Genomic DNA, 12,982 nt, shown 5'->3' with positions numbered 1-12,982 from the left:
AAAGAGGATGACCGAAATGGTCATCCTCTTTATTATTGCTCACTTGTTTGTGTAGCTGGCTTTAATAAAAGCCAAGCGATAATGAATGTACATACTGCTAATACGAAAGTGCTCATATAAATGACGTGTACACTTGATGCTAATGCGGATTGCGATTCAGTTACTACGTTTGTTGTAGTACCTCCATGTCCGCCAGATACAAGATCAAGATTTTTAATACCACGTGCGTGAATCATCGTATTGAAGATTGTACCGAATATTGCAGCACCTAACGTTTGACTAAATGTATTTATAAATGTGTTTACACCAACAGCTGTTCCGCGTGTATGAGCTGGTACGGCTGCTTGAATTGTTACCATGTAAATCGGTGTCACAAGCCCCATTCCTAAGCCGAATAATCCGACTGCTACATAAATAAGGAACGATGGTGAATTTGTTGATAGTGTGAATAATAAGAACGTAGCGACTGATAAAATGCTAGCCCCGAGTAAAATGATTTGTTTCGTTTTTAATTTTCCTACTAAGTTACCAGAGAAAATAGCGCCAAATGTCCACATAACAGGGATTGGCATTAAAATAAGTCCAGCTTCTGTCGCATTTTTTCCTAATACACCTTGGCTCCAAATTGGAAGGTACATTGTAATACTAATAATCATAGCGCCGGCAATAAGCGTTAATATGTTTATCGTAGATAATGTACGGTTAGAGAAAAGTGATAGCGGAATTAATGGCTCCGGAGATTTTTTCTCGATGAATAAGAAAATAATGAATGAAACAGCTGCAAAGATTAATAGGCCGATAATTGTTATATCTCCCCAGTTTTGCTTACTGCTACCTGTTAATAATGCATATAGTAGAGCGATTGTACTTAGTGAGAATACTGTTGCACCAAGATAGTCGATATGGTGTTTAGCAGGTTTAATTGATTCTTTGTAGTAAATGGCAATCATTAAGCAGGCGATAATTCCAAATGGAACGTTTAAGAAGAAAATATAACGCCAAGAAAGAGAATCAACTAAAAATCCACCTACTAACGGTCCGATAACACCAGATACACCCCAAACGGCACTCATCCAGCCTTGTGCTTTCGCGCGGTCTTTCGCTTCGCTATATAAGTCTCCAATAATCGTCATTGTGATCGGCATAACAGCACCAGCACCGATACCTTGAAGTGCACGGAAGAAGATTAATTGTTCCATCGATGTAACGACACCGCAAAGTGCAGAACCGATTAAAAAGATTGTAGCTCCAATGAGTAAAACTTTTTTACGGCCGAATAAATCAGCGAGCTTTCCATATATTGGAGTTGAAACCGCTGTGGCAAGCATGTAAATTGCGTAAACCCAGCTTACAAGTTCAACGCCGGATAAATCACTCGTTATACGAGGGATTGCTGTACTAACAATCGTTCCTTCTACCGCAGAAAGAAACGTCATTAGCATTAAAGACATCATGACTTTTTTTCTCATATGTTTTCCCCTTACCCTTTTTCAAATATTCAACAATATAAAATATAAAGGTACTAAGGTAAATAAAGCAACAAAAAAGCAATGGGAAGTTAAGGGGAGGGGATATTTGTCGTCCTTTATCGGTAAGTAGATATATTTGAAAAATCGCCGATATAATTTCATGTACCTATAAAAAAAGAAACAGGAATCCCTGTTTCTTTTTTTAATATTGCATTTTCGCGTTTTCTCCAGCTGTTGTTCCAGCAATTCTACCAGTAACAAGGGCAGATGTAATGTTATAACCACCAGTATAACCGTGAATATCAAGAACTTCTCCGCAGAAATATAAGCCGTTCGTGAATTTAGAAGACATTTCTTTCGGATTAATTTCTTTAACGGATACACCGCCGCCAGTAACGAATGCTTTTTCAATTGACTGCGTACCATTTACATTCACAGTAAATTCTTTAAAGTCTTTCACAAGTGCACGAATCTTCTCATGAGAAACTTGTCCAGCTTGCTCGCTGCCATCAATTTCATTTTTTTCTAATAAGAATAGGAAGTAACGTTCAGGAACATAACCTTTTAACACGTTTTTAATTCCTTTTTTCGGATCTTCTTTCATTTGTTTCAGCATGCGCTGGAATAGTTGCTCGCTATTTTCTTCTGGTAATGCATCAATACTCATTTGAACTGTATTCGTTTTGAACTTTTTCAGTGCTTTTACAACGAATTGACTACAGCGAAGGGCAGCAGGACCAGATAAGCCGAAATGAGTGAAGAGCATGTCCATTTTGTGAGAAATGATAGCTTTTCCTTTCGGGTTTAATACGCTTAAGTTTACGTCTCGTAAAGCGAGTCCTTGCAGTGAACGGTCTCGAATAAATGGTTCGTTTGAAAGGATTGGTACTTCTGTTGGGAATAATTCTGTAATTGTATGACCAGCTTTTTCTGCCCAAGCATATCCGTCTCCGGTAGAACCAGTTTGCGGAACTGATTTTCCGCCGACAGCGATAACGACGTGGTTTGTTTCTAACACTTCGCCTGTTTGCAGTACAACAGCTTTCGTTTGACCGTTTTCATATTCAATCGTTTCAACAGGTGTATTCGTACGCATCTTTACACCTAAATCTTTTAATCGTGTTAAAAGTGCGTCTACTACCGATTGCGCTTTATTTGAAACAGGGAACATGCGACCATGATCCTCTTCTTTCAGTTTTACACCGAGATTTTCGAAGAATGTAATAATATCTTCATTATTAAAAATAGAAAAAGCGCTGTATAAGAAGCGGCCATTTCCTGGTATATGTTTAACGATCTCATCAAGTGGTAGACGGTTCGTTACGTTACAGCGGCCGCCACCAGAAATCGCAAGTTTACGCCCTAGTTTATTTCCTTTATCAAGAAGTAAGACGCTTGCGCCTTCTTCTGCAGCACCGATTGCAGCCATTAGACCAGAAGGCCCGCCGCCGATGACAATAACATCATAATGCATAATATATCGACCTCATTTTCTACATTTCCTGCCTAAAAGAATAGCATGTTTTCCCTTAAAAGAAAAATAGAGTGAAGTACTGCTTAAGGAGAGAATTGTGGTACAATACAAAAGTTAGAGTTCAGCACTATCCTGCTATTTGTGGGCTATAGGACTAAAACCTTAAGCGTTAGGGGAAGTCTAATAGTTCTCGAATGCTCGAATAGTTCAATTTATTAAAGTTTCACTTTATGTAGATGTAGGAGGATTTTTGTATGTCCGATTCGAAATTTCTGCGCGGAACGCTCATCGTTACGTTAGGGACATTTTTAGTGAAGTTCTTAGGCATGATTTACGTCTTTCCGTTTCATGCATTAGTAGGGACAGAAGGCGGAACGCTCTATACATATGGATATATTCCATATACGATCTTTTTAAGTATTGCAACGGCAGGGGTGCCGCTTGCTGTTTCAAAATTCGTTTCCAAATATAATGCGCTTGGCGATTATAAAACGAGCCGGAGAATGTTCCGCTCGGGAATGGTTATGATGATAGTAACAGGAGTTCTTTCATTCCTAGTACTGTACATGACGGCGCCGTTGTTTGCAGAAGCAATGCTTGGTAAACAAAGTGTACACAGTAATATAGGAGAAGTTACGACGATTATTCGTCTTGTAAGTTTTGCGCTTATTGTTGTACCGGCAGCGAGTTTAATTCGTGGTTATTTCCAAGGTCACCAATCGATGGGACCAACTACTGTTTCGCAAATTATTGAACAAATTATTCGTATCGTCTTTTTATTAGCGGGTAGTTTTATCGTTATTAAAGTACTTGGCGGTACAGTTGCAACAGCAGTTGGGGTAGCGACATTTGCTGCCTTCGTTTCAGCAGTTGGAGCGCTCGGTGTACTCATTTGGTACTGGTTAAAACGTAAAAAACATTTGGATCAATATTTAATTGAACAAACTGTACCAGAATCGACAGTGAGTACTGTTCAATTATTTAAAGAATTATTTGCATATGCGATTCCTTACGTTGTAATTGGGTTAACAATTCCTTTATATCAACAAATTGATACATTGACATTTAACTCAATTATGCAGGCGATTGGTCAAGGAGATATTGCAGAGCGAGCGCTCGGTATTTTCACAATGTGGACGCATAAATTAATTATGATTCCTGTATCACTTGCGACAGCGTTTAGTTTAACGCTCGTACCAGCGATTACAAAATCATTTACTGAAAAGCAATACCGTTATTTAAAGTTACAAATTACACAAACATTCCAGGCAAATATGTTCTTAACATTGCCAGCGGTTGTCGGTATTTCATCACTTGCCTATCCGATTTATACTGCATTTTACGATGCAGATCCATTAGGTGGACAAGTATTAATGTGGTATGCACCGGTTGCGTTGTTATTTGCTTTATTTACAGTAACAGCGGCAATTCTGCAAGGTATTAACCAACAAAAGCATGCGATTATCGCACTTATAATGGGTGTTATTTTGAAATTTGTATGTAACGTAATCTTTATTCGTTATTTCGGTACAGTAGGGGCGATTCTAGCAACAGCTGTTGGTTTCCTAGCTTCTGTTTGGTACACAAATCAACAAATTAAAAAATACGCACACTATTCATTCGGTGTTGTATATAAGAGAACGTTCCAAATTGCAATATTAACACTTGTAATGGTCGTTACTGTGAAATTATCACAATGGATTCTATCCTTCATGATTTCGCCTGATGGCCGAGTGGGTGCTCTTATTACAGTAGTGATTTGTGCAGGTATTGGTGGTCTTGTTTACGGATTGTTAGCAATTCGCACAGGAGTACTTGAAAGAGTATTCGGCGGAGAAGCGTTAGAGAAAATCCAGCGTAAACTTGGCAATAGATTCAAAATAAAGTTGAAATCAAAAGGGGCGTAATTACGTCCCCTTTTCTATGATAAATAAAGAAGGTGAAGAACGTGAGATTAGATAAATTATTAGCAAATATGGGATATGGAAGTAGAAAAGAAGTAAAGAAATTATTAAAAGACGGCGTTGTAAAAATTGATGGCATATCAGTGAAAGATGCAAAGGTTCATGTAAATGTAGAAGAACAAGAAGTTATGATTCACGGTGAAGTTGTGGAATATAAAGAGTTTGTTTACTTAATGATGCATAAACCACAAGGCGTTATTTCAGCGACAGAAGATGATAATCATGAAACGGTAATAGATTTATTAGAGTTAGAAGATGCGATTTTTAATCCGTTCCCAGTGGGAAGACTTGATATTGATACAGAAGGTTTCTTATTAATAACAAATGATGGAAAGTTATCACATCAATTGTTATCTCCGAAAAAGCATGTGCCGAAAAAATATTATGCACACGTTGCAGGAGTAGTAACAGAAGAGGATGTAAAAGAGTTTGCTAAAGGTGTTATTTTAGATGATGGCTATGAAACAAAGCCAGGTGCACTTACAATATTAAAAAGCGATGATATTTCTGAAATCGAGCTTGTCATTACAGAAGGAAAGTTCCATCAAGTGAAGCGTATGTTTGAAGCGGTAGGGAAAAAAGTAGTCTACCTAAAGAGAACAGAGATGGGGCCGTTAGTGTTAGATGAAGAGCTAGAACTCGGACAATACCGAGAGCTAACAGATGAAGAAGTAGAGATGTTAAAAACATATCAAGTAGATACTGAGAAATAGTGCTATTTTTAGGCGCAGAAAAGACCCCTTTCTAATGAGTTAGAAAGGGGTATGTATTTATTTACATACAATTATTTTTCGTTATGAGGTCATTCTCACTTTCTTTCCTGTTGTTGTCCACTTACCGCGGCAAGGGCTATACACGAGTTCATTAAACTGCAACACATTTAGATCACGTTGTATCGTTCGCGGTGTGATCCCGAACTCATCTACAAGGTCTTTCGTCGTTACCGTTCCGTTTTCATTGATGTACATATAAATTGATTTAATGCGTGTTAGCATACGAGTAGTTGTAGGTTTCAAGAGAAAACCACTCCTCTACTAGTTTTTTTGACCCCATTCAGGAAAGAAGGTCGTTACTACCATTGTACTCTACATGATAAAATTCATGCTTTAATCTACTTAAATTTTACAGAAATTTAACAAATATTCATATAGAAAAATATTGGTAGTTGACATTGTATATATGGTCAGTCAACTAACACATAAAATTCTACGTAAAGCGCCAAATTCCTGCAAATTTTTTTAGAAAAACAAAAGAAAAACTAATAAGAAATATCTGAAATATTACAATTGTTCGGTATTTGGTTTTCGTATATGGCATAAGAGATTTCGGTTTGTTATGATGAAAGAAACAATATAGTGAAGGATGGATGCGTGATGTCAGCAATTAATTGGACAGAAGAAGTTGCAAAACGAAAAGATGATTTAATTCGTGATACGCAACAATTTTTACAAATTAAAAGTGTATGGGAAGAAGAATCGGCGAAAGAGGGCGCACCATTCGGTGAAGGTGTAGAAAAAGCTTTATCTTTCATGTTACATAAAGGAGAAACGGAAGGTTTTACTTCTAAAAATTTAGAAGGGTATGCAGGTCATCTTGAAATGGGACAAGGAGAAGAATTAGTAGGTATTCTTTGTCATGTTGATGTTGTACCAGAAGGAGATGGCTGGACAACTCCTGCATATAGTGCAGATATTCGTGATGGAAAGATTTTTGCACGTGGTGCAATTGACGATAAAGGCCCAACGATGGCAGCTTATTATGCGATGAAAATTGTGAAAGAATTAGGTTTACCCCTTTCAAAACGCGTTCGCATGATTTTAGGAACAGATGAGGAAAGCAATTGGAAATGTGTAGATCACTACTTTAAAAACGAAGAAATGCCAACAATTGGTTTTGCGCCAGACGCGGACTTTCCAATTATTAATGCAGAAAAAGGGATTTCTGATATACAAGTTGTGCAAAATGGTAGTGAAGAAAAGAAAGGTATATATGAACTTGTTTCATTTGAGTCAGGTCGCCGTTTAAATATGGTTCCTGATTTTGCAGAAGCGGTTGTTACAGGAGAAGATGTAAATTCACTTACAGTAGCATATGAAGAGTATTTACAAACTGCTAAAAAAATAGGTGAAGCAATTGTAGAAGGTAATACAGTGACATTGCAAATTAAAGGGATTTCAGCTCACGGATCTACTCCGGAGAAGGGTGAGAATGCAGGTTTATTACTGGCAAACTTCTTAACGAAAGTCGCTCTTGATGGAAAAGGAGCTTCATTTGCAACATTTGTAGCAGAAACATTTATTGGTGATATTTATGGTGAAAAGGCTACTATCGCTTATAAAGATGAGGTTAGTGGTCCATTAACAGTGAATGTGGGTCGTCTTGCTTATGCGAAAGAGAATGGTGGTAATTTAGGGTTAAACGTACGTTACCCAGTTACGACTAACTTTGAAGAAATGATTGCAAAGTTAAAAGGATATGTGGGTACTCATGGATTTGAAGTGGCGGATTATTCGAACTCTCGCCCGCATCACGTTGATAAAGATCACGAGTTAATTCGTACGTTGCAGCGTGTATACGAAGAACAAACAGGTGAAAAAGCAGAACTATTAGCAATTGGCGGTGGTACTTACGCTCGTTCATTAAAAGCTGGTGTTGCATTTGGCCCATTGTTCCCTGGAAAAGAAGAACTCGCACATCAAAAAGATGAATATATTGAAATTGAAGACTTATTAAAGGCAACAGCAATTTACGCGCAAGCAATTTATGAATTAGCGAAGTAATGGATATATAAATAATAAAAGACCGTCCCGATACATACTTTGGGACGGTTTTCTATTACGTGCCGTTTGTTGGTAAGCAGATGTTCCTTGTCGAAATGTCGATATCATTTCATCTATTAACGCGACCTGAACTTGGTTAGACTTGTAGGGAAGTTGGATTCTTTTTAATGGAATGAGATAAGAAAGAAAAGCAACAATAGAAAGAAGGAGAAGATGTACATGGAACTGCATTATTTTGTCGCAATTACGTTACCAAATCATATAAAAGAAGTGCTGTCTAACTATAAAGAGGAAATGCAAGAGGAATTACCATTTCGTTCATGGGTACATAAAGAAGACTATCATATTACCCTTTCGTTTTTAGGTAGTGCGACAGAAGAACAATTAGAAGGAATAAAGAATGGATTACAAACACTTATAGAAATGAAAGAACTATCGTTCACATTACAAGGATTTTCAACGTTTGGTATGGAAGACAGGCCGCGTATTTTTTGGGCAAAGGTAAGCGAAAATCAAGATTTGTTTCAATTGCAAAAGCAAGTACACGTTATGTGTGAAGAGAATGGATTTTCTTTAGAAACGCGCCCGTATCATCCGCATATTACTGTTGCACGTAAATGGGTAGGAGAAGAAAAGTTTGATTTAGAACATATAAAGGAAGTGCCTGAAATATCATTTCAAGCGGATACGATTACTTTATACGAATCTCACGTGAAGGAGACACCGAAATATAAAGCAATTACTGAAATAAAATTACAAAAATAGAATGTATGAAAACGTTTTTTATACAGGTGAATATACTATAAAGAACAATGTGTTACTGTATAGGGCTTCGCTGATAAGAAAAGCCTTATCATTTGCAGCTCGTTTCATTTTAACTTTAAGAATGATGGTGATTTTTTTATGTTGAAAGTAAAACGTCCATTTGATGCCTATTTAGATGAAATGAATAAAATTACAATTTTGCTCCCACATGCGTATGGAACAAGTCGGACATTTCGTTTGCAAGAAGGAAGTAACGTGAAAGATCTACCGATTGCTCATACGATTGCGCTTCCGGATGCAACGAAGTATGAGTGCTTTATAGAAGAGCCGCTAGATGTGGGGAAGTATTATACAGTACGAGATGAACGGAATGAAGAAACAGATTTACAAATAGGTGCTGTCATAAGAACAGCGATTTTCGATGAAAAGTATTATTACGAAGGTACAGATTTAGGGGCAGTGCACCAAAAGGAAGCAACTACATTTAAAGTATGGGCTCCAACTGCGAGGCTTGCGAAAGTAAGAATTTATAAAAGTGATAAAGAATATACAGATTACGAAATGTACAGAGAAGAAAATGGAGTTTGGGCTCATACATTGCACGGCGATTTAGCAGGGGAAAAGTATACATTTCTTGTTTGTATAAATTTAATATGGAACGAAGCTGTGGATCCTTATGCAAAATCAGTGACTGTAAATGGGAAGTACGGCGTTGTTATTGATTTGGAAAAGACGAATGTAACAAAGCGAGGGCAATTACCACCATTACAAGCAATGACAGATGCCATATTGTATGAACTGCATATTCGTGATGCTACTATTCATCCGGGCAGTGGAGTGAGTAAAAAAGGAACATATAAGGGACTAATGGAAGAAGGAACGACAGGGCGAAATGGGACGTTAACAGGTTTGTCTCATATAAAAGATTTAGGTGTTACACATGTTGAACTATTACCTTTATATTGTTTCGGTGGTGTAGATGAGGCAAACCCTTCCTCTGCATATAATTGGGGTTACAATCCATTATATTACAATGCGCCAACGGGATTTTATGCTACAGACCCATCTGATCCGTATAACAGGATCGTAGAGTGTAAACAGCTGATTGAAACATTTCATGAGCATGGCATTAGGGTGATTATAGATGTTGTATATAATCATGTCTATGAAAGAGAGCTCTCATCATTTGAAAAGCTTGTCCCAGGATATTATTTTCGTCATGGTGAAAATGGTATGCCTTCTAATGGGACGGGAGTCGGAAATGACATAGCATCTGAACGGAAAATGATGAGGAAATTCATTGTAGAGTCTATTTTATATTGGCTTACGGAGTACAATGTTGATGGATTCCGGTTCGATTTAATGGGAATTTTAGATGTTGATACAATCAATATAATAGAAAAAGAAGTGCGAAACATAAAGCGAGATGCACTGCTATTAGGAGAAGGATGGGATCTACAAACACCACTTCCTCCAGAGGAAAAGGCAACGTTAAATAATGCAAAGAAAATGCCGCATATTGCGCAATTTAATGATCAATTTCGTGATGGGATAAAAGGGAGTACCTTTCATATAAATAAACGTGGTTTTGCATTTGGTGGGTATGTAGACTGTAATCATTTGCAGTATATTGCATCAGGAAGCCTTTTGAGTATGAAAGAAACAGGCTTATTTCTAGAGCCTGTGCAAAGCATTAACTATGTAGAATGCCATGATAATATGACGATGTGGGATAAACTAATGCGCAGTAATGAAGAGTCGGAAGAGATTTTGAAAAAACGTCACGTGCTAGCAACTGGAATGGTGATTCTGTCGCAAGGCATCCCTTTCTTACATGCTGGGCAAGAGTTTTATCGTACGAAGCAAGGGAATGAAAATAGTTATAATGCAAATGATGAAATTAATCAATTAGATTGGGATCGAAAAGAGAAAGAGATAGATACCGTTAACTATATAAAAGGTTTAATTGCGATTCGTAAAGAGTACGGAGCATTCCGATTACAAAATGCAGACCTAATAAAAAAGCACATGACCTTTTTGCAAACATCTCCAGAAGTACTTGCATATCATTTAGAGCACGTAGAGTCGTTTGGACCGTGGAAAGAGATTGTCGTTTTATTTAATAGCAGTTTAGAAGCAAAAACGGTGCAACTTCCGAAAGAAGAAACGTGGCATGTGTTAGTAAACGAAAAGCTAGCGAAAATAGAGCCAATTTCTTCATTTAGAGGAAAGGAACTTAAGCTCGCTCCGATTAGCACGTATATATTGACGATAATGTGACAAATCGCTACTTGACGATGAGAATGTAATAAATGTAGAATTGACAAAGGTGACGATTTTGATAAGTTGTCATTCTATGGCTGGTTTTGTAAAATAAAATAGAGAATTTTTGGCTTATGCCAAGTTTTCTTTTCATTTACAGTAAAATATATGAATCCACAACATGTGTAGAAATGTTGCGGTTTTTCTTTTCATAACTATAAAAGATAAGGATTTGTTAACGGGTAATGAATATGGAATGGTTGGAACAATTATTAGGAAAAGAGTGGAGTCTTGTACCGGCTGGTGGAGTAACGGGCGATGCATATATTGCGCAAAACGGACAACAGAAGTTATTTTTAAAGCGGAATACATCGCCCTTTTTAGCGGTATTGTCAGCAGAAGGAATTGTTCCAAAATTACTTTGGACAAGAAGGGTAACGAACGGTGATGTAATTTCTGCTCAAAAATGGCTTCCGGGACAGAAGCTAGAGCCAGAGGATATGAAACTAGAACGTGTTGCGAAACTTTTGAAAAAAATACACTCCTCTAAAGCACTCGTGCAGATGATTCAAAGACTTGGAAAGCAGCCACTTCACGCACAAGAGTTATTACAACAGCTGCAACTCGTTTTAAGAGGAGATATAAGGGATGAGGAAATAATTCAGCAAGGTCTTCAATATTTAATGGATTCATTAAAAGATATTGAATACAATGAATTCGTTGTATGCCATTGTGATGTAAACCATAACAATTGGCTATTGTCGGATGAAGATGAGTTGTTTTTAATTGATTGGGATGGAGCTGTAATTGCTGACCCAGCTCTAGACCTCGGTATGTTATTATATTGGTACATTCCGCGCCAAGAATGGAGTGAGTGGCTCGGTTACTATGATATTGAAATGGATGAATCGCTGCTTAAACGTATGAGATGGTATGTGATAGCGCAAACGATTTTGTCTATTCAATGGCATACAACAAAAAAGCAGCAAGCAGAAGCTGAATATTGGCATCAATATTTACAGCAACTACTTGCTTCAGAGTAATACTTAAGAAAAATTGTCCATTCCAGCAATCCACTGAGTAAGTTGTTCTTGATTATTGGAAATGTGGTTGTCCAAATTAGAGGAAGATTTACCCGATTGACTATAAGAATATACATCGTTTAGCATTGCTTTAGCGTCACTACTTATATTATCGTTTGCGAGTAACGATTGAATGAGACGCTCTAATTGCTCGCATTCAGAAACTGTCCCGCAACAATCACTTTGGTGATTAACTAAAATATCTTTCAGCACTTCTAATTGATGTTGTTGATTAATTGGCATGAACGGATCATCCTTTCGATTGTTTTTCTCTTCTTAGAAAAGTAAGAGAAAAAGCTGTTTCGTCATGGAATGTTTAATGCTGTATGTAGTTTTTATCAAAATGGTACATCTTATACTTGAAAGAAACGGACCGAGTGCTCGTACGTACTTGGTTTTTTGTTTGGTAGATTGATTAAAAACAGAAAGAAGGAATTATTCCTTTAAAATAGCTATGTAAAGAGAGGGAAACATCTATGCGTTTAAGACATAAACCATATGCAATGGATCGAATTAATGAGTATTCACATATCGTAATCGGAAACCCAGAGGAGCGCGCTGGTAATTGGAAAGAAGTATTTGGAAATGAACAACCCATTCATATTGAAGTAGGTACAGGTCGTGGTCGCTTTATGTATGATATGGCAAAAGCGAATCCTCATATTAATTATATTGGAATTGAAAAATTCACAAGTGTTGTTGTAGATGCACTGGATAAATTAATTGAAGAAGAATTACCGAACTTAAAGTTAATTAATAAAGATGCTGAAGATTTAACAGTTTTCTTTGCAAAAGGTGAGATTGATCGCGTTTATTTAAACTTCTCAGATCCATGGCCAAAGAAACGTCATACGAAGCGTCGTTTAACGTATAAAACGTTTTTACGCAATTATGAAGAAGTGTTAGTAGAAGGCGGAGAAATTCATTTCAAAACAGATAACCAAGGTTTATTTGAATATTCTCTTATGAGTATGGCTGAGTACGGTATGTTACTAACTTACTTAAGCTTAGATCTTCATAACAGCGACTTTGAAGGTAACATTATGACTGAGTACGAAGAGAAATTCTCTAGTAAAGGTCATCGTATTTACCGAGTAGAAGCAAAATATCGTACAGAGCCTATGCAGTAATGCATAGGCTTTTTGCATCTAAAATAATCGGAATTTTATGTTAATATTAATTTAAA

11 protein-coding genes are annotated in these 12,982 nt (G+C 37.1%); 7 read left to right on the top strand and 4 right to left on the bottom strand.

Going from position 1 to position 12,982, the window contains the following annotated elements:
* Nucleotides 1–32: 32 nt before the first annotated feature.
* Both EKQ63_RS25065 and EKQ63_RS25060 read right to left on the bottom strand, forming a co-directional pair.
* Complete coding sequence (locus tag EKQ63_RS25065) at nt 33–1,469, bottom strand: MDR family MFS transporter (RefSeq protein ID WP_087954061.1); 1,437 nt, start codon at nt 1,467–1,469, stop codon at nt 33–35.
* Between the two features lie 202 nt (nt 1,470–1,671).
* Nucleotides 1,672–2,943 (bottom strand): BaiN/RdsA family NAD(P)/FAD-dependent oxidoreductase, encoded by a 1,272-nt coding sequence (locus tag EKQ63_RS25060; protein WP_042875807.1) that lies wholly within the window; start codon nt 2,941–2,943, stop codon nt 1,672–1,674.
* Nucleotides 2,944–3,197: 254 nt separating this feature from the next.
* On the opposite strand from EKQ63_RS25060, the gene EKQ63_RS25055 reads away from it, so the two are divergent.
* On the top strand, nt 3,198–4,850 hold the full coding sequence (locus EKQ63_RS25055; protein WP_087954062.1) for a putative polysaccharide biosynthesis protein: 1,653 nt from the start codon (nt 3,198–3,200) through the stop codon (nt 4,848–4,850).
* Between the two features lie 41 nt (nt 4,851–4,891).
* The gene (locus EKQ63_RS25050) at nt 4,892–5,620 is read left to right on the top strand and encodes a pseudouridine synthase (protein WP_001234935.1); all 729 of its coding nucleotides are present in this window, start codon (nt 4,892–4,894) and stop codon (nt 5,618–5,620) included.
* An 81-nt stretch (nt 5,621–5,701) separates the two neighbouring features.
* Here the strand turns inward: EKQ63_RS25050 and EKQ63_RS25045 are convergent, their stop codons facing one another.
* Nucleotides 5,702–5,923, bottom strand: a complete 222-nt coding sequence (locus EKQ63_RS25045) for a DeoR family transcriptional regulator (protein ID WP_000805512.1) — start codon at nt 5,921–5,923, stop codon at nt 5,702–5,704.
* A 357-nt stretch (nt 5,924–6,280) separates the two neighbouring features.
* On the opposite strand from EKQ63_RS25045, the gene pepV reads away from it, so the two are divergent.
* The 4 genes from pepV to EKQ63_RS25025 all read left to right on the top strand — a co-directional run bounded on the left by pepV (nt 6,281) and on the right by EKQ63_RS25025 (nt 11,757).
* On the top strand, nt 6,281–7,687 hold the full coding sequence (gene pepV, locus EKQ63_RS25040) for a dipeptidase PepV (RefSeq protein WP_087996616.1): 1,407 nt from the start codon (nt 6,281–6,283) through the stop codon (nt 7,685–7,687).
* A gap of 219 nt (nt 7,688–7,906) precedes the next feature.
* Nucleotides 7,907–8,452, top strand: a complete 546-nt coding sequence (thpR, locus tag EKQ63_RS25035) for an RNA 2',3'-cyclic phosphodiesterase (protein ID WP_087954064.1) — start codon at nt 7,907–7,909, stop codon at nt 8,450–8,452.
* 138 nt (nt 8,453–8,590) lie between these two features.
* Nucleotides 8,591–10,732, top strand: coding sequence for a type I pullulanase (pulA, locus tag EKQ63_RS25030; RefSeq protein ID WP_143881601.1), 2,142 nt, complete (start codon nt 8,591–8,593; stop codon nt 10,730–10,732).
* 227 nt (nt 10,733–10,959) lie between these two features.
* Nucleotides 10,960–11,757 (top strand): phosphotransferase family protein, encoded by a 798-nt coding sequence (locus EKQ63_RS25025; protein WP_087954066.1) that lies wholly within the window; start codon nt 10,960–10,962, stop codon nt 11,755–11,757.
* Nucleotides 11,758–11,760: 3 nt separating this feature from the next.
* On the opposite strand, the gene EKQ63_RS25020 is transcribed toward EKQ63_RS25025, so the two are convergent.
* The gene (locus EKQ63_RS25020; RefSeq protein ID WP_001122234.1) at nt 11,761–12,039 is read right to left on the bottom strand and encodes a YtzH-like family protein; all 279 of its coding nucleotides are present in this window, start codon (nt 12,037–12,039) and stop codon (nt 11,761–11,763) included.
* Between the two features lie 233 nt (nt 12,040–12,272).
* Between EKQ63_RS25020 and trmB the strand changes: the two genes are divergently transcribed.
* Entirely contained in the window at nt 12,273–12,926 is a 654-nt protein-coding gene (gene trmB / locus EKQ63_RS25015; protein ID WP_001239380.1) for a tRNA (guanosine(46)-N7)-methyltransferase TrmB, read from the top strand.
* Nucleotides 12,927–12,982: the final 56 nt, after the last annotated feature.

It is taken from the genome of Bacillus sp. BD59S, from assembly GCF_007363175.1.
Taxonomy (GTDB): Bacteria; Bacillota; Bacilli; order Bacillales; family Bacillaceae_G; genus Bacillus_A; species Bacillus_A pacificus.
The sequence above is the reverse complement of the archived record's forward strand: the minus strand, read 5'-3'. Positions and strand labels throughout refer to the sequence as shown.

Excerpts from the sequence above, each read along its gene's own strand:
- pulA (WP_143881601.1), top strand. The coding sequence starts at position 8,591 with ATGTTGAAAGTAAAACGTCCATTTGATGCCTATTTAGATGAAATGAAT.
- EKQ63_RS25020 (WP_001122234.1), bottom strand. The coding sequence starts at position 12,039 with ATGCCAATTAATCAACAACATCAATTAGAAGTGCTGAAAGATATTTTA.
- pepV (WP_087996616.1), top strand. The coding sequence starts at position 6,281 with ATGTCAGCAATTAATTGGACAGAAGAAGTTGCAAAACGAAAAGATGAT.
- thpR (WP_087954064.1), top strand. The coding sequence starts at position 7,907 with ATGGAACTGCATTATTTTGTCGCAATTACGTTACCAAATCATATAAAA.
- trmB (WP_001239380.1), top strand. The coding sequence starts at position 12,273 with ATGCGTTTAAGACATAAACCATATGCAATGGATCGAATTAATGAGTAT.
- EKQ63_RS25065 (WP_087954061.1), bottom strand. The coding sequence starts at position 1,469 with ATGAGAAAAAAAGTCATGATGTCTTTAATGCTAATGACGTTTCTTTCT.
- EKQ63_RS25055 (WP_087954062.1), top strand. The coding sequence starts at position 3,198 with ATGTCCGATTCGAAATTTCTGCGCGGAACGCTCATCGTTACGTTAGGG.
- EKQ63_RS25025 (WP_087954066.1), top strand. The coding sequence starts at position 10,960 with ATGAATATGGAATGGTTGGAACAATTATTAGGAAAAGAGTGGAGTCTT.
- EKQ63_RS25060 (WP_042875807.1), bottom strand. The coding sequence starts at position 2,943 with ATGCATTATGATGTTATTGTCATCGGCGGCGGGCCTTCTGGTCTAATG.